The organism is Citricoccus sp. NPDC079358 (assembly GCF_040702545.1).
Taxonomy (GTDB): domain Bacteria; phylum Actinomycetota; class Actinomycetes; order Actinomycetales; family Micrococcaceae; genus Citricoccus.
In genome coordinates this window covers 378,569-394,464 of sequence record NZ_JBFBLI010000001.1, presented here as the reverse complement: position 1 = coordinate 394,464, position 15,896 = coordinate 378,569, and the positions used below count along the sequence as shown (strand labels likewise).

Below are 15,896 nucleotides of genomic sequence, written 5' to 3'. Positions count from 1 at the left end.
CGATAGCGTCGAGCGCGTGACTGACCAACCAGAACAGACCACCAACCCAACCACCGACCCCGCGGGCGTCCCCGGCCCCGTGGTGAATGGAGAAAATGGGGAAGGCGGAAACACCGCCGACTCGACGACGGACCCGAACCTGGTCGCCGCCGGAACCCCGCTGCCCGAGGGGCAGCCCCAGCCGCCTTCTGAGCGCATCTCCCCCCTCGTCTTCCTGGCCATCGAGCAGGCGCTCGAGTTCGCCTCCGAGGGATCCGACGCCGTGGCGCCGTTCCTGCTGGGCTACATCGATGAGGAGCAGAAGGGCATGTGGAAGCTGCCCGGTGCCGACGAGGACCAGATGCGGGCGCAGGTCGCCCAACTGGAGCCCCGCCCGGAGATGGCCGTCTCCGTGTTCGACGCCCGCCTCGAGGTCGAGGGCCAGCCGCACGACGCCTTCGTGCTCGAGGCCTTCGACAACGCCGAGGCCGTCTCGGCCACCGTCATCCAGCTGTACTCCCCCGCTGATGCCACCGGTGGGGCCGAGGCCGTCGGCGCCCCGCAGCTGTTCTCCAATGGAGAGAACATCCTGCGCGCCTGATCCCTCCTGATCGTCGTCAGGGCGTGAGTAGTCAGGGCTTGAGTCGTCAGTTAGCGTGCCGAATAGACGCCCCATCGGCACATGATCTGACGACTCACGGCCCGGCCCCGGTGACTGAGGACCCTCAGATCCTCAGATCGCCGGGGCCCGGTCTGCGTATCGCGTGGCCTCGTCGTAGGCCCGGGCCACGCGCAGCAGGTCCACGTCACGGCCGGGCGCACCCACCAGCTGCAGGCCCACCGGCAACCCCGCCGCGGTGAATCCGCCGGGAACCGATATGGCCGGGCATCCGGTCGCCGAGATCAGGGTCGCCGAGCGCATCCAGTCGACGTAGGACCCCATCGCCATCCCGGCCACCTCTCGCGGCCAGGCCCACTCGGCCGGGAACGGGACCAGTTGCGCCGTGGGCGCCAGGAGCACGTCGAACGCACCGGCGCCGGTGGACCCGGCCGCACCGTCCCGTCCGGCACCACCGACAGCGTTTCTGGCGGTTCCGGTGATTCCGGCGGCTCCGAAGAAGCGTGCGATCTCACGGTCCAGCCGGCCCCGCGCGATGGCCACATCCATCAGGTCCGCCGCGGTCAGCGCCAGCCCGCGCTCAACGTTCCAGGTGACCTCCTCCTTGACCTGACCGGGGAATCCAGCCACCACGTCCCGCAGGGCGAGCGCCATGTCGAAGGCCCGAGTGGCGTCGAAGACCAGGTCCGCCTCACGCAGCCTCGGGCACGCCTCCTCCACTATCGCGCCGAGATCGGCCAGCACTTCCGCCTCTTCCCGCACGACGCCGGCCACCTCGCCTTCCACGGGCACGTCCAGCCCGAAGTCGGTGGTCACCGCCACCCGGACCCCGGCCAGCGGACGGTCCGGGGTGGCCGCACGCCGCGAGCGGTCGCCTCCCGTCCGCACGTTCCCGTACCGGTCTGTTCTGTCCCGATCCATTCCGCCCCGGCCAGTTCCGCCTCGACCTGCTCCGACCTGACCCACGGATTCGGCGAGGAGTTCGGCGAAGTCTCCGGCCGGCGTCGGGCAATGCACCGGGACCCGGGCATCCGGGCCGGCGAGGACGGACAGTGCCAGGATGACGTCCTCCACCGAGCGTGCCATGGCACCCTTCTGACCGAGCCAGGCGCGAGGATCCCGCGCGGGGGCGTTGGGCACCACCCCATGCGAGGCTCGGAAGCCGACGACGTTGTTGAAGGCGGCCGGATTTCGCAGGGAACCGCCCATGTCCGAGCCATCGGCCAGGGGCTGGATGCGCGTGGCCAGGGTGACAGCGGCCCCACCCGAGGAGCCGCCGGCGCTGCGACTCGGATCGTAGGGATTGAGCGTGGTCCCGAACACCGTGTTGTAGGTGTGGGACCCGGCGGCGAACTCCGGGACGTTGTTCTTGCCGGTGGAGATCACGCCGGCGCGCTGGAACCGCTCGACCACCAGGTCGCTCTCCCGGGGCACCAGGTCGGCGAAGATCGGAGAGCCGGAGGTCGTGCGGATACCCGCGGTGGCATGGGTGTCCTTGTGCGTCATCGGGATCCCGTGCAGCGCCGGCAGGTCCTCCGGGGCCGTGGCAGCAGCGTGGTCGTCGGCCGCGAGCGCCTGATCGAAGGCACGTTCACGGACCTGGGTCACCACAGCGTTGACGCTCGGATTGACCTCGTCGATCCGGGCGAAGTGGGCCTGCAGCACCTCCCGGGCGGACACCTGGCGGTGACGCAGGGCGGCGGACAGATCGCGGGCTGACAGGCTCAAAGGGTCCATGGCGGAATCCTATAAGCGGTCTCTAACCGTCCAGGGCCTCGCGGAAGGCCCGTTCTGCCGTGTCGGAGAACGGGACGAAGACGACCGAGGTGACCGGGCCGGCGTCGGGACCGACCTCCGCGGCCACCTCGCGGCACGTCTGCACGGCGATGCGCGCGGCGTCATCCATCGGCCAGCCGTAGACGCCGGCGGAAATCGCCGGGAAGGCCACGCTGTGAGCCCCGAGCCGGGCGGCCACGCGCAGGGATTCCCGGTAGCAGGAGGCCAGCGTCTCAGACTTGTCGATCGTCTTCGCGTACACCGGCCCCACCGTGTGGATGACCCAGCCGGCACTCAGCCGCCCCGCCGTGGTCGCGACGGCTTGGCCGGCCGGCAGACCGTCCGGCAGCTCTGTCTCGCGCAGCCGCCTGCACTCGGCGAGGATCTCCGGACCGCCGCGGCGGTGGATGGCCCCGTCCACGCCCCCGCCGCCGAGCAGGGTGGAGTTCGCGGCATTGACGATCGCGTCCACGGACTGCTCCGTGATGTCCCCGGGTTCGATGCTCAGTTCCATGACCCCGATGGTGGCACGCCCAGTCGGTACGCCGCGAGGGATCCCGGACCCGCTCCTCCCCCGCGCCCACCCATGACGGATGTCATGGGGCATCGGTGACGCCCGGCAGATCCGCTGCGGAGTCCGGATCCACAGACTGGAGACATGAACACCACAGCCCCCAGCACCGTCCCGGGACGCATCCCGCGGCTCACCCGGCGTTCTCCCCAGCGATCCCCCCAGCAATCCCCCGCTGGCGGTGCCGACCTCGCCGGCTCCGGCACCGCCCTCCACGCCACCGGCGTCCACCGCCAGTTCGGCGTCGGGGCCGGCGCCGTCCGGGCCGTCAACGGTGTCGACCTGGAGATCCAGCGCGGCGAGATCGTGGCCCTGCTCGGTCCCAACGGTGCCGGCAAGACCACGTTCCTCGACCTGGTCCTCGGTTTCACCGCCCCGACCTCCGGTGCCCTCACGGTCCTGGGGGTGCCTCCGAAGCAGGCCGTGCTCGAGGGCCGGGTCGGCGCCGTGCTCCAGACCGGAGGCCTGTTGAGCGACCTGACCGTCAAGGAGACCATGTCCATGGTCGCCGCCTGCCAGCCTCGTCACATCCCCGTCGGGGCCGCCCTCGAGCGGGCCGGCGCGGCACAGATCACCGGCCGCAAGGTCCGCAAGTGCTCCGGCGGAGAGCAGCAGCGGCTGCGCTTCGCCCTCGCCCTGCTGACCGAACCTGACCTGCTGCTCCTGGACGAGCCCACCGCCGGCATGGACGTCCGGGCCCGCAAGGAGTTCTGGGAGACCATGCAGGCCGAGGCCGAACGCGGCCGCACGGTCGTCTTCGCCACCCACTTCCTCCAGGAGGCCTCAGACTTCGCCGACCGGATCGTGCTGATGCGCGCCGGCCGCAAGGTGGTGGACGGTCCGGTGGACGAGGTGATCGGCACGGGCCACCGCACGGTCTCCTGCGTGTGGAACGGCCCCGGCACCCCCGAGGAGGCCGCGGTGAAGCTGGGACTTCCCGACGCCGTCGCGCACCAGAACGGCCGGGTGCGGTTCACCGCACAGGACACGGACCGGCTCGCCGGCTTCCTGCTCTCCGCGGGGCTGGCCCATGACCTCACCATCGCGGCGGCCTCACTGGACGAGGTCTTCCTCGATCTCACGTCCGACGACGCCACAGAAGGAGACTGACATGAGCACCACCGCTTCACCCCAGATTCACCAGAGTCAGCAGCGTCAGCAGCGTCAGCACGGCCGGAGAAAGTCGAGGCTGCGGATCATCACCGCCTTCGCCGGCTGGGAGTTCCTCCGCAACGCCCGGATGGTGGAGTCCACCTTCTTCATCGTGGTCCTGCCCACCGTGCTCTACCTGATGTTCGGTGCCCTGTCCGCCTTCGGAGAGGACCCGGTCGGCAACGGCACCATCGCCACCTACAACATGACGGCCATGACGGTCTACGGCGCCACGATGGCGACGAGTGCGATCGCCGGATCAGCCGCCCTGGAACGCCAGCAGGGGTGGGGCCGGCAGCTCGGCCTGACGGGGTTGACCAGCACGGGTTACATGCTCGGCAAGGTCCTGGTGGCCCTGGGCATCGCCCTGATGCCCATCGTGGTGGTCTTCACCGTCGGCTCCCTGACGGGTGCGGCCTTCGACGAGGCGTGGATGTGGCCGGCCTCCGGCGCCCTGGCCCTGCTCGGGGCCGTCCCGTTCGCGCTCTACGGGCTCGCGGCTGCCCTGCTGTTCCGCTCGGAGGCGGCCGTCTCGGCGGCGTCCGGCATCCTCGTGGTCCTGGCGTTCTTCGGCAACCTGTTCATGCCGCTGTCCGGCACTCTGCTGGAGATCGCCCGCTTCACGCCCGTCTATGGCATCGCCGCCCTGGCGCGGTGGCCCCAGCTGGAGGGGGCGGTCGTCAGCATGGAAGCCGGTGGTGCCCCTATCAGCGACCCGTGGTGGGCCATCGTGCTAAACGTAGTGGCATGGACCATCCTCTTCGCCGCGATCTGCCTGGTCGCCTCCCGCCGTTCCACCCGGCGGGGTTGAACTGATGCCCCGCGGGGCTCAGGACCTTCCCGAGGAGTCCGCCGGCCGGATCGCCGTCCAGCCGGCGGGCCCTTTCGGTGCCGGCGAATGGCCTGAGGTCCCCCTGAAGGCCAACGAACGGGCTCCCGTGCTCATCACGGCCGGGGTCTGGTTGGTCTTCCTGGTGGTGCCGCTGGTGGCCATGGTCACCGGAGACGCGCCGCTCGGGACGAAGGTGCTCGGCTGCGCCGGCCTGGCGGCCTTCGTCGCCGTCTACATGGGGCATTTCATCTGGCCCTGGCCATGGCGCACCCTGCCGCAGTGGGTGAACACCGCTGCGATCACCGCCGTCCTGCTCCTCTGTGTCCTGGCCACCATCCCGTCGGGTGGCCTCAACTCCTTCAATTTCCTGCCGTTCACGCTGGCCATCTGGATCTTCCCGCACCGGCTTCGGATCGGGCTCCCGGTCTCCGTGGCCCTGTCCGTGGCCTGGGTCGCGGTGGCCCTCAGCGTGGACGCCGGGGGCAGCCGCTTCTGGCTGGTCGTGCCCACCGTCATGGCACTGGTGATCATGCTCGCGCTCCGCCTGGCCATGGAACGCGAGGAACGCTCCCGTGTCCTCGGGGAGGAGCTGGCCCTCTCCCGCCAGCGCGAACGGGTCGGCCGGGACGTGCACGATGTCCTGGGCCATTCCCTCACCGTCATCACCCTGAAGACGGAACTGGCCCGCCGGCTGGTGGACGCCCACCCGGAGCAGGCCAAGGCGGAGCTCGACGAGGTCCTCGAGCTGTCCCGGCAGTCCCTGGCCGAGGTCCGCACCACGGTCGGCGGTCTGCACGTCCCGGACCTCGGCGCCCAGCTCGCCTCCGCCCGCACCGCCCTGCAGGCCGCCGGCATCGCGTTCCACCTGCCGGAGGCCTCCTCCGTCATCGGTTTCCGTCCCGAACGTCGCGAGCTCTTCGCGTGGTGCCTCCGGGAGGCCGTCACCAATGTCATCCGCCACTCCGGTGCTTCGCTCTGCTCGGTCACCATCACCGCGGACCGGCTCACCGTGGCCGACGACGGTACCGGGCTCAGCGCGTCGGCCTCGCCCGGCAACGGGCTCAGCGGCATGCGCCATCGGGTCACGGAGGCCGGTGGAACCCTCTCACTGGGTCAGGTCCATCCGGGTTCGGACCAACCGGGTACGACGCTGGAGGTGCAACTGTGACGACTCCGAACGCGGCCGGCGTCGAGCCCATCCGCTTGCTGCTGGCCGATGACCAGGCGCTGGTCCGCGGGGCCCTGGCGGCACTGCTGGCCATGGAGCCCGACCTCGAGGTGGTGGCGCAGGTGGGCGACGGGACCACCGTGGCGGCCACCGTGGCCGAGCTGCGCGTGGACGTGGCCCTGCTGGACATCGACATGCCGGGACTCGACGGGATCGAGGCCGCCCGGGCCATCGCTTCCGGCGGGACGGGATGCCGCTCACTGATCGTCACCACGTTCGGCCGGCCCGGTTACCTGCGGCGCGCCCTGGAGGCCGGGGCCAGCGGCTTCGTGGTGAAGGACACCCCGGCCGAGCAGCTGGCCCAGGCGGTGCGCTCCGTGCACGCAGGACGCCGGGTCGTGGACCCATCACTGGCGGACGAGACCCTCGTGTTCGGGTCGAATCCGCTGACCGAACGTGAGCGGGACGTGCTGCGCGCCGCGCTGAACGGCTCCAGCGTGCGCCAGATCGCCGCCGCCCTGTTCCTCTCCCCCGGCACGGTGCGCAACCACCTGTCCTCGGCCATTGGCAAGACCCACACCACCAATCGGACCGAGGCGGGCCTCGCGGCACGGGACAACGGCTGGCTATAGACGAGTGTGAACGTCCGGGGTCAGAACGACGGACGTCAGAACACCAGGCCGAACGCCCACACGCCGAGGGTCATGGTCACCAGGGTGATGAGCACGATGCCGATCAGGTTCAGGTACAGCCCGCCCTTGACCATCTGGCCGATGGTCACGTAGCCGGAGCCGAAGGCGATGGCGTTCGGCGGCGTGGCCACGGGCAGCATGAAGGCGCAGGTGGCGGCCAGGGCCACCGGGATGCACAGCAGCATCGGGTCGACCCCGACGCCCATGGCCACGCCGCCCGCCACGGGCAGGAAGGTCGCCGCCGTGGCGGTGTTCGAGGTCAGCTCCGTCAGGAAGAGGATCGCCGTGGCCATGATGGCCACGAGCAGCCAGACGGGGATGCCGGACAGGCCGGCGACCTGCTCACCGATCCAGTCCGCGAGCCCTGAGCCGCTGAACTGGGCGGACAGTGCCAGCCCGCCGCCGAAGAGCAGCAGGACGCCCCACGGCAGCTTGACCGCGGACTCCCAGTCCAGGAGACGGACGCCCCGGGCGGCCCCGGCCGGCAGCAGGAACAGCAGCAGTCCGGCGACCATGGCGATGCCCGCATCACTGATGAGATCCTCGAAGAGCAGGGGGATGGTGATCCAGGAGGCGGCGGCCAGCACGAAGATCGCCAGGACCCGGATCTCGCCGGAGGACATCCGCCCCAGCTTGGATAATTCGTTGGTGATGAGCTCGCGGCCTCCCGGGATCTCCTTGATCTCGGCCTTGAACAGCACGCGCGTCAGCAGGAACCAGACGATGAACATCATCACGATGGACAGGGGAACACCGACGAGCATCCACTGGCCGAAGCCGATGGTCACCCCGTGGGACTCGGCCATGTAGCCGGCCAGCAGGGCATTCGGCGGCGTGCCGATCAGGGTGCCGAGCGAGCCGACGGAGGCGGCGTAGGCGATGCCGAGCATCAGGGCCGTGCCGAAGTTGGACTTGATGACGGCGTCCTTGACCTCCCCGGAGGTCGGATCCGAGGACTCCTCCACGGGGTTGGACTTGTCCGCCGCCACCACGAGGGTCAGCACGGACACGCCGATCGGGATCATCATCACGGCAGTGGCGGTGTTGGACACCCACATCGAGAGGAAACCCGTGGCGATCATGAAGCCGGCCACCACGCCGCCGGGCCGGGTGCCCATGGCCCGCACTGTCACCAAGGCGATCCGCCGGTGCAGGTCCCACCGCTGCATGGCCAGCGCCAGCATGAAGCCACCCATGAACAGGAAGATGATGTTGTTCCCATAGGAGGCACCCACGTCGTCCACACCGATGTCCTCCCCGAACACCGGGAAGAGGATGAGCGGCAGCAGGGCGGTCGCCGGGATCGGGATGGCCTCGGTCATCCACCACACCGCCATCAGCACCGCGACGGCGGCCGTCAGCCGCGCGTTGTGCTCCACGTCGGCGGGCATCGCCAGGAACACGACGGCGGCCAGGACCAGCCCCGCGCCGAAGCCGATCCACCGCCGCAGGTGCAGGTTCCGCTCGTCCGCCGGAGCCCTCTCCCCGGGCGACCTGTGATCGGCGGCGTCGATGTGCTGGGCGGAGGGTCCTCGGCCGGCCGGTTCTGTCGATGCTGCCGGTTCTCTCGGGGCCGGGTCTGTGGTCCCCGAGCGTGCCGGTCCCGTGGTGTCGGACATGGTGGACCGTCCTTTCATGGCCTGGTCAGACTATCGGTGATCAGCACCACAGTACGGGCGGCCTTATCGGGAAATCGATGGTTGACCTGCGCCGCAACGGTGACCTTCTCGGACTCCTCTGGTGCTCTCCTGATGCTCACCTGGTGATCTCCGTGCGCAACCCTTCCATCCGGACGATCACCGCCTCCGTTCCGGCTCCGCGGCGGTGCGCCCCTAACGTGTCCGTGACCTTTGGCAGTCTGGGGGCATGGAGACTTCAGCAGTGGTGTTGGTGGCCGTGGTGTGCGTGGTGGCGGGCCTGGTCGTGGGCGCGGTGGCGGGCGGATGGCTGGTCTGGACGCGACTGCGCGGAACGTGGGAGGAGTCCGCGCGGGGAGCCAGGAACGAGGCCCAGGCGGCACGGAACGAGTTGTCCGAGGTCCAGGCCGCACTGGCCGCGGCGGAGGCCGAGAGCAGGGTCCTCGCCGCCGAGCGGACAGCGGACCGGGACCGTTCCGCCGCCGAGTCCAAGGTGTTAACCGCCCTCGCCCCCGTGGGGCAACGGTTGGAGACCCTGCAGCGGCAGGTCGGCATGCTGGAGCGGGACCGGGTGGAGCAGTACGGGCAGCTCTCCGAGCAGCTCAAGACCGCGGCCGCCACGGACTCGGCCCTGCTGGTCAACACCAGGACCCTGGTCGCCACTCTGAAGTCCACCTCGGCGCGGGGGCACTGGGGCGAGGTGCAGTTGCGCCGAGTGGTGGAGGCCGCCGGAATGCTGCCCCACACCGACTTCTCGGAACAGGAGGTGCTGCGCGGGGACGAGGACCAGATCCTCCGGCCGGACCTCGTAGTGCGGCTCCCGGGCGGGAAGTCGCTCGCCGTGGATGCGAAGGCTCCACTGGCGGCCGTCCTCGAGGCCGAGGAACTGGCCGGCGACTCGACCACCGACGCTGCCAACCGGCGCCATGAGCTGTGCCAGGCCCACGCCAAGGCCGTCCGCGCCCACGTGGACGCGCTCTCCGCCAAGGGGTACTGGCAGGGATTGGAGGACTCGCCTGAGCTGGTGGTCTGCTTCCTGCCCGCCGAGTCCTTCCTGGCCGCGGCGCTCGAGGCCGATCCCGGCCTGCTGGACCACGCCTTCTCGAAGAACGTGGCCCTCGTCGCCCCGGTGTCTTTGTTGACCGCCCTGAAGTCGGTCGCCTACTCCTGGCGCCAGGAGACGTTGACGGAGAACGCCCGGGAACTCTTCGCGGTCTCCCGGCAGCTCTACCAGCGGCTCGGAACCCTCGGCGGGCATGTCACCAAACTCGGGAGTTCCCTGAAGTCGGCGGTGGAGAAGTACAACTCCCTGGTCGGCACCCTCGAGACCCGCGTACTGCCCTCGGCCCGGCGCATCGGCGAGCTGAACCCGTCCAGCGTGGAGGGCATGCCCTCCGCCCCACCCCTGGAGTCCACGCCCCGGGTCCTGTCCTCGGCGGAACTGCTGGAGGAACCGGACCTGCCGGCGGACTTGCCCGTGGATCTGCGGCGCGAGGCATGACGGAGGTCACACTGGAAAAACAACGTCCGGCGGAATAGGCCTGGGCCCCTCCGGGTTGGACACTCATGACTAGTTGAAATTTCAACTTCTTCACGTCTACGCCCTGATCCTGTCTGAAAGGACACCCATGCGCATCGGCTACATCGTCGGCTCCCTCGCCCAGAACTCCATCAACCGCCGCCTGGCCAAGGCCCTCTCGGCGCTGGCCCCCGAGGGCGTGGAGTTCTTCGAGGTCTCCATCAGCGACCTACCCCTGTACAACTCGGACTTCGACGCCGACTACCCGGCCGCCGCCCTGGACTTCAAGGAGTCCGTGTCTTCCGCTGACGGCCTGCTGTTCGTCACCCCTGAGTACTCCCGCTCCATTCCCGCCGCGCTGAAGAACGCCATCGAGTGGGGATCCCGCCCCTGGGGCCAGGCAGTCTGGGGCGGCGTCCCCGCCGCCGTCATCGGCACCTCCCCCGGCGGCACCGGGACCGCCATGGCCCAGCAGCACCTGCGCAACATCCTGGCGCACGTGGACATGAAGACCATGGGACAGCCGGAGTCCTTCGTCCAGGCCCGCGAAGGCGCTATCGCCGAGACCGGCGAGGTCCAGGATGCCACGCTGCTGCCGGTGCTGCAGGGCTTCATGGACGCGCTCGTCGCACATGTGGAGGCCAACGCCCGCGTCACCGTCTGACCCGGCACCTCCCCGAGGCGTCGCGCGCAGCATCATCCGCCGCACGTGACGTCTCGCCCACGAGCCCCTCGACCCGTGCACCAGGGCCGAGGGGTTCGTGGGCTGTTGCGGCAGCAGACCTCCCGCCCACCACGGCCGATGCCAGGATCGCACCCGCCATGCCGTAGACTGTCCGCTAGCCAGCCGGTCAGGATCCTTCCTTGCCGGTGCCGGCCAGCACCGCGTTGAGTGGCTCTTGTGATGCCGCAGCCGCCAGTGCCAGGGCCGGGTCTTTCTTCCACCCGGACGGATTCCTTTTTCGTGTCTTCTCTTCAGCCTGCCGCCGTTTCCGGCGGTTCTTCCACCCTGCCCACGTCATCTGACTCGGAATTCACCGAGCTCGGGGTGCCCGCCGGCCTGGCCGCCGCGCTGGCTCCGCAGGGCATCATCTCCCCCACCCCGATCCAGAAGGCCACCCTTCCGGACTCGCTGACCGGCCGTGACGTGCTCGGCCGCGGCCGCACCGGTTCCGGCAAGTCCTATGCCTTCCTGCTGCCGCTGGCCTCCCGCCTGAGCGGTGGCCGTCCCGCTGCCGCCCGTCGGCCGCGTTCGCTCGTGCTGGCCCCCACCCGCGAGTTGGCCCTCCAGCTCGAGGACTCCTTCAAGCCCCTCTCCGCGGCGAGCGGGCTGTCCTCGCTGACGATCTTCGGCGGCGTCGGGCAGAACCCGCAGGTCAAGGCGCTGGCGCGCGGCGTGGATGTCCTCGTCGCCTGCCCCGGCCGCCTGTTGGACCTCATGGGCCAGGGCCACGTGGACCTGTCCGGCGTGGAGATCCTCGTCATCGACGAGGCCGACCACATGGCGGACATGGGCTTCCTGCCGATGGTCCGCCGCATCCTGGACAAGGTGCCCACCCCGGCCCAGAAGATGCTCTTCTCCGCCACCCTGGACGAGGGCGTCGGCGTGCTCGTCAAGAAGTACCTCAAGAACCCGGTGGTGCACGAGGCCGATTCGGCCGTCTCCCCGGTGGCGAAGATGGACCACCACGTGGTGTCCGTGGACGGGGATGACAAGCTGTCTGCCTTGGCCCACCTGTGCGCCGCACCGGGCCGGACCATCGTGTTCACCCGCACCAAGTACGGTGCCAAGAAGGCCGCCAAGCAGTTGCGCCAGCGCGGGGTCTCGGCCCTGGAGCTGCACGGCAACCTGTCCCAGAACGCCCGCACCCGGAACCTGGACGCCTTCCACAACGGCATCGCCGGCACCCTGGTGGCCACGGACATCGCCGCCCGCGGCATCCACGTGGACGACGTCTCCCTGGTGATCCACTCCGATCCGCCCACCGAGCACAAGGCGTACCTGCACCGCTCCGGCCGCACCGCCCGTGCGGGCCAGGCCGGCACCGTGGTCACCCTGGCCGGACGCGAGCAGCGCAATGAGGTCCGCACCCTGATGCGCGCCGCGAAGATCACCCCGACGGTCCATGCCGACGGCGCCGACGACTCCCTGCTGGAGACGCTGGCCCCCGGAGAGCGCTCGTTCCTGGAAGCCGCTGAGCTCGAGAGGCTCCTCGCCGTCTCCACGCCCAGCACCCAGCAGTCCGGTCAGAACGGCGGCGGCGGTCGCAGCAGCGGCGGAGCCTCCGGCGCCGGTGGCCGTTCCGGTGGTCGCCAGGGCTCACGCGGAGGCCGCCAAGGTGGCCGCGCTGGTGGTCAGGGCGGTCAGGACGGTCAGCGCGGGGGTCAGCACGACGCCGGCCGGTCCCGCGGCGCCGCCGCGTCCGGTGAGCGCTCGGAACGGTCCCGCAACGATCGTCCCTCCCAGGACCGCACCGGCAACGGTGGCGGCCAGGGCGGTCGCGGAAGCGGCCGGCCTGGCAACCGCCGCGCGGGCTCCTCGGCCGGGGCGCCGACGTCGGGCGGCCGGGTGTACTCCTCGGAGACCGGCGGACGCAACACCGACTTCCGGGAGAACCGGGACCACGAGGGCGGCCGCGAAGGCCGTGGTGGCGCCGGCCGCTCCCGCGGTGGCCGCAGCCGTCGCTCCTCCAGCGCGCAGGGCTCGCCCCGCAGCTGATCCCGGCTGAGATCCGACCGGGCGCCAGCCGCCCTGTCACCGTGAAGCCCCCGCATCCAGCTGGATGCGGGGGCTTCACGGTGTCTGTCATGCAGGGGTGGGATCAGCCCATGGTGCCGGCGAAGGCGAAAATCGCCCAGGCGATCACGAAGCCCATGATGCCGATGAGGGTCTCCAGCACCGTCCACGTCTTCAGGGTGGTCTTGACGTCCATCCCGAAGAACCGGCCGACCAGCCAGAAGCCGGAGTCGTTGACGTGGGAGGCCACCACGGAACCGGCGCCCACAGCGAGCACCATGGCGGCCAGCTGGACGGCGTTGTAGTCCGCGGCCGCCACCCCGGCGCTCACCAGGCCCGCAGCGGTGGTGAGGGCCACGGTGGCCGAGCCCTGCGCGATCCGCAGCACAGCCGCGATGAGGAAGCCGGCGAGGATCAGCGGCACACCCAGGTCGGACAGGGAGTCCTCCAGGGCGTCGCCGATACCGGAGGCGCGCAGCACGGAGCCGAACATGCCGCCGGCGCCGGTGACGAGGATGACGGAGCACACCGGGCCGAGGGCGCCCTCGAGGGTCTTCTCCAGGACGGACTTGTCGGTGCCGCGGGCCCGGCCCAGGACGATCGTGGCCACGATCAGCGTGATGAGCAGCGCCACGGGGGTCTCCCCCAGGACGCGGAGGACCTGGAACCAGGTGGTCTCCCCGGTGCCCTCGGGCAGCATGCCGCCGCGGTTCAGGGTGTCCAGTCCGGTGTTGAGGAAGATCAGCACCATCGGTAGCAGCAGCACCAGGACCACGGTCACGAACCGCGGTGGGTTCTCCTCCTGTTCCTCGTCTGCCCGCCCCAGCAGGGAGGGCACCGGCAGCTGCCAGCGCCGGCCGGCCCAGCGCCCGAAGAGGTAGCTGGTCACGTACCAGGTGGGCAGGGCCACGAGCAGACCCAGGAGCATCACCAGGCCGACGTTGGCCTCGAAGAACGTGGCGGCGGACACCGGACCCGGGTGCGGGGGCAGGTAGATGTGCATGACGGAGAAGGCACCGGCCACCGGCAGCCCGTAGGAGAGCACGGACCCGCCGAGGCGGCGCGCCACGGCGAAGACGACGGGCAGCATGACGACCAGGCCGGCGTCGAAGAAGATGGGGAAGCCGAAGAGCAGGGACGCGACACCGAGCGCGAACGGGGCCCGCTTCTCACCGAACCAGCCGATGAGGGTGTCCGCCAGGACCTTGGCGCCGCCGGACATCTCCACGAGGCGGCCGAGCATGGCTCCCAGGCCCACCAGCAGGGCGACGGTGGCCAGGGTGCTGCCGAAGCCCTCCGTCGCCGTGGAGACCACGAGGTTCGCCGGGATGCCCGCGGCGAAGGCGGTCAGGACGCTGACGAGGACGAGCGCGGGAAACGCGTGCATCCGCAGGTACATGATGAGGAACAGCAACAGCGCGATCGCCGCGGCGGCGATGCCGAGCAGCGGTCCGGCCCCCAGGGTCGGGGTCCATTCTTCGATGGTCATGGGTGGGCCTTCGGGTCGGAGCGCAGCCCGGCGACCCGGTCAGGACGGGGGCATCAACGCAGGATGGGGTGGCGCTTGCCGCCCCGGCACCCGATGGCCACCGGCCGACGGCCTCAGAGGTCGGCGACGATGGTCAGCGCCTGTTCGACAAGCTCGTCCACACTACCGGAGTTGACCAGCACTGCTCCGTCCTCGTCCGTCCCGAGCTCCTCGAGTGTCGCGAGCTGGCTGGGCACCAGTGAGGCCGGCATGAAGTGGCCCAGGCGGTGCTCCATGCGCTCCGTGATGACCGCCGGATCGCAGATGACATGCAGGAAGAACACCCGACCGGAGGCCTGGCGCAACAGGTCGCGGTAGGTGCGCTTGAGCGCCGAGCAGGTGACGATCGTCCCGCGGGTAGTGTCCGCCGTGCCCATCCAGTCACGGATCGCCGCCAGCCAGGGACCACGGTCCTCGTCGGTCAGCGGGGCCCCGGACCGCATCTTCTCGATGTTGGCCGCGGAGTGGAACTCGTCGGCCTCCGCGTAGGGGCGGTTCAACTCCTCGGCGAGGCGCTCGGCCAGCGTGGTCTTGCCGGAGCCGGAGATGCCCATCAGGACCAGGTGGACAGGCTCCTGCACCACCGTGGGTGTACCGGACGCCATCAGTTCTCGGTGGTGGTACGGCGGCCGCCGAGTGAGCGGTCGTTGTCCCCGACCTTCTTCATCTCGGCGCGGAGCTCCTTGGGCAGCGAGAAGATGATGTCCTCCTCGGCCGTGACGACCTCCTCCACGGAGCCATAGCCGTACTCGGCGAGCAGTGTCAGCACCTCCTGCACCAGGACCTCCGGGACGGAGGCACCGGAGGACAGGCCGACGGTGGCCACGCCCTCGAACCAGGACTCATCCACCTGGTTGGCGAAGTCCACGCGTTCCGCTCGCTGTGCCCCGTATTCCACGGCGACCTCCTTGAGGCGCACGGAGTTCGAGGAGTTCGCGGAGCCGACCACGATCACGAGATCACAGGAGGGCGAGATCTTCTTGATGGCCGCTTGGCGGTTGGAGGTTGCATAGCAGATGTCGTCCGAGGGCGGGTCCTGCAGGTTCGGGAACCGCTCGCGCAGGATGGAGACGATCTCCAGCGTCTCGTCCACGCTCAGGGTCGTCTGGGACAGCCAGATGAGGTTGTCCGGGTCCTCCACCTGGACGGTGCGGGCCTCGTCCGGGTTGTTGATGATGGTGGTGTGCTCGGGGGCCTCGCCGTAGGTGCCCTCGACCTCCTCATGGCCCTCGTGGCCGATCAGCAGGATGCTGCGGTTCTGCTTGGCGAACCGGACCGCCTCACGGTGCACCTTGGTGACCAGCGGGCAGGTGGCGTCGATGGTCTGGAGGTTGCGCTCGGCGGCCTCGTTGACGACGGCCGGGGACACCCCGTGGGCGGAGAACACGGTCAGCGCGCCCTCCGGCACCTCGTCCAACTCCTCCACGAAGACCACGCCCTGCTCCTCGAGGGTGTCCACCACGTGCCGGTTGTGGACGATCTCCTTGCGCACGTAGACGGGCGCCCCGTGGTGCTCAAGGGCCTTCTCCACGGCGATGACGGCGCGGTCCACGCCCGCGCAGTAGCCACGCGGCGCGGCCAGCATGACCTTCTTGTCCCCGCTCACGACGGCGGCGGCCTCCACCTCTTCGCGGGTGCGGCGGGCACGGGGCACCTGGGGCATCCCGATGGCGACCGGCGAACCGG

General features: G+C 70.1%; 14 protein-coding genes. 8 read left to right on the top strand and 6 right to left on the bottom strand.

What is annotated here, in order from left to right:
- Window positions 1-16: 16 nt before the first annotated feature.
- Entirely contained in the window at window positions 17-580 is a 564-nt protein-coding gene (locus AB0333_RS01845) for a hypothetical protein (protein ID WP_147301193.1), read from the top strand.
- A 132-nt stretch (window positions 581-712) separates the two neighbouring features.
- Here AB0333_RS01845 and AB0333_RS01840 read toward each other — a convergent pair whose 3' ends face one another.
- Window positions 713-2,335 carry an amidase family protein gene (locus AB0333_RS01840; protein WP_366217072.1) on the bottom strand — a complete coding sequence of 541 codons (1,623 nt, stop codon included), beginning with the start codon at window positions 2,333-2,335 and terminating at the stop codon, window positions 713-715.
- A 22-nt stretch (window positions 2,336-2,357) separates the two neighbouring features.
- Window positions 2,358-2,888 (bottom strand): O-acetyl-ADP-ribose deacetylase, encoded by a 531-nt coding sequence (locus tag AB0333_RS01835; protein ID WP_366217071.1) that lies wholly within the window; start codon window positions 2,886-2,888, stop codon window positions 2,358-2,360.
- Window positions 2,889-3,032: 144 nt separating this feature from the next.
- Between AB0333_RS01835 and AB0333_RS01830 the strand changes: the two genes are divergently transcribed.
- The 4 genes from AB0333_RS01830 to AB0333_RS01815 are packed head-to-tail and all read left to right on the top strand — an operon-like array spanning window position 3,033 to window position 6,729.
- Window positions 3,033-4,055 carry an ABC transporter ATP-binding protein gene (locus AB0333_RS01830; protein ID WP_366217070.1) on the top strand — a complete coding sequence of 341 codons (1,023 nt, stop codon included), beginning with the start codon at window positions 3,033-3,035 and terminating at the stop codon, window positions 4,053-4,055.
- 1 nt (window position 4,056) lies between these two features.
- Window positions 4,057-4,908, top strand: a complete 852-nt coding sequence (locus AB0333_RS01825; protein ID WP_366217069.1) for an ABC transporter permease — start codon at window positions 4,057-4,059, stop codon at window positions 4,906-4,908.
- A gap of 4 nt (window positions 4,909-4,912) precedes the next feature.
- Complete coding sequence (locus AB0333_RS01820; protein ID WP_366217068.1) at window positions 4,913-6,097, top strand: sensor histidine kinase; 1,185 nt, start codon at window positions 4,913-4,915, stop codon at window positions 6,095-6,097.
- A complete protein-coding gene (locus AB0333_RS01815) occupies window positions 6,094-6,729 on the top strand; it encodes a response regulator transcription factor (RefSeq protein WP_366217067.1) in 636 nt (211 codons plus the stop codon). Before AB0333_RS01820 ends, AB0333_RS01815 begins: the two co-directional genes overlap by 4 nt.
- Before the next feature lie 35 nt (window positions 6,730-6,764).
- On the opposite strand, the gene AB0333_RS01810 is transcribed toward AB0333_RS01815, so the two are convergent.
- On the bottom strand, window positions 6,765-8,408 hold the full coding sequence (locus AB0333_RS01810) for a DASS family sodium-coupled anion symporter (RefSeq protein WP_366217066.1): 1,644 nt from the start codon (window positions 8,406-8,408) through the stop codon (window positions 6,765-6,767).
- Between the two features lie 247 nt (window positions 8,409-8,655).
- Between AB0333_RS01810 and AB0333_RS01805 the strand changes: the two genes are divergently transcribed.
- The 3 genes from AB0333_RS01805 to AB0333_RS01795 all read left to right on the top strand — a co-directional run bounded on the left by AB0333_RS01805 (window position 8,656) and on the right by AB0333_RS01795 (window position 12,664).
- A complete protein-coding gene (locus tag AB0333_RS01805) occupies window positions 8,656-9,927 on the top strand; it encodes a DNA recombination protein RmuC (RefSeq protein WP_366217065.1) in 1,272 nt (423 codons plus the stop codon).
- Window positions 9,928-10,054: 127 nt separating this feature from the next.
- Window positions 10,055-10,609, top strand: coding sequence for an NADPH-dependent FMN reductase (locus tag AB0333_RS01800; protein ID WP_366217064.1), 555 nt, complete (start codon window positions 10,055-10,057; stop codon window positions 10,607-10,609).
- A 345-nt stretch (window positions 10,610-10,954) separates the two neighbouring features.
- Window positions 10,955-12,664, top strand: coding sequence for a DEAD/DEAH box helicase (locus AB0333_RS01795; RefSeq protein ID WP_366217194.1), 1,710 nt, complete (start codon window positions 10,955-10,957; stop codon window positions 12,662-12,664).
- Between the two features lie 103 nt (window positions 12,665-12,767).
- Here AB0333_RS01795 and AB0333_RS01790 read toward each other — a convergent pair whose 3' ends face one another.
- The 3 genes from AB0333_RS01790 to AB0333_RS01780 all read right to left on the bottom strand — a co-directional run bounded on the left by AB0333_RS01790 (window position 12,768) and on the right by AB0333_RS01780 (window position 15,873).
- Window positions 12,768-14,171 (bottom strand): GntP family permease, encoded by a 1,404-nt coding sequence (locus tag AB0333_RS01790; RefSeq protein WP_366217063.1) that lies wholly within the window; start codon window positions 14,169-14,171, stop codon window positions 12,768-12,770.
- A 113-nt stretch (window positions 14,172-14,284) separates the two neighbouring features.
- Complete coding sequence (locus AB0333_RS01785) at window positions 14,285-14,815, bottom strand: gluconokinase (protein WP_366217062.1); 531 nt, start codon at window positions 14,813-14,815, stop codon at window positions 14,285-14,287.
- The gene (locus tag AB0333_RS01780; RefSeq protein WP_366217193.1) at window positions 14,815-15,873 is read right to left on the bottom strand and encodes a 4-hydroxy-3-methylbut-2-enyl diphosphate reductase; all 1,059 of its coding nucleotides are present in this window, start codon (window positions 15,871-15,873) and stop codon (window positions 14,815-14,817) included. Before AB0333_RS01780 ends, AB0333_RS01785 begins: the two co-directional genes overlap by 1 nt.
- Window positions 15,874-15,896 lie beyond the last annotated feature (23 nt).

What these genes read in the sequence shown, in the direction of transcription:
- AB0333_RS01835 (WP_366217071.1), bottom strand. Translation starts at nt 2,888, where the DNA reads ATGGAACTGAGCATCGAACCCGGGGACATCACGGAGCAGTCCGTGGAC.
- AB0333_RS01785 (WP_366217062.1), bottom strand. Translation starts at nt 14,815, where the DNA reads ATGGCGTCCGGTACACCCACGGTGGTGCAGGAGCCTGTCCACCTGGTC.
- AB0333_RS01825 (WP_366217069.1), top strand. Translation starts at nt 4,057, where the DNA reads ATGAGCACCACCGCTTCACCCCAGATTCACCAGAGTCAGCAGCGTCAG.
- AB0333_RS01805 (WP_366217065.1), top strand. Translation starts at nt 8,656, where the DNA reads ATGGAGACTTCAGCAGTGGTGTTGGTGGCCGTGGTGTGCGTGGTGGCG.
- AB0333_RS01840 (WP_366217072.1), bottom strand. Translation starts at nt 2,335, where the DNA reads ATGGACCCTTTGAGCCTGTCAGCCCGCGATCTGTCCGCCGCCCTGCGT.
- AB0333_RS01780 (WP_366217193.1), bottom strand. Translation starts at nt 15,873, where the DNA reads ATGCCCCAGGTGCCCCGTGCCCGCCGCACCCGCGAAGAGGTGGAGGCC.
- AB0333_RS01830 (WP_366217070.1), top strand. Translation starts at nt 3,033, where the DNA reads ATGAACACCACAGCCCCCAGCACCGTCCCGGGACGCATCCCGCGGCTC.
- AB0333_RS01800 (WP_366217064.1), top strand. Translation starts at nt 10,055, where the DNA reads ATGCGCATCGGCTACATCGTCGGCTCCCTCGCCCAGAACTCCATCAAC.
- AB0333_RS01820 (WP_366217068.1), top strand. Translation starts at nt 4,913, where the DNA reads ATGCCCCGCGGGGCTCAGGACCTTCCCGAGGAGTCCGCCGGCCGGATC.
- AB0333_RS01790 (WP_366217063.1), bottom strand. Translation starts at nt 14,171, where the DNA reads ATGACCATCGAAGAATGGACCCCGACCCTGGGGGCCGGACCGCTGCTC.
- AB0333_RS01810 (WP_366217066.1), bottom strand. Translation starts at nt 8,408, where the DNA reads ATGTCCGACACCACGGGACCGGCACGCTCGGGGACCACAGACCCGGCC.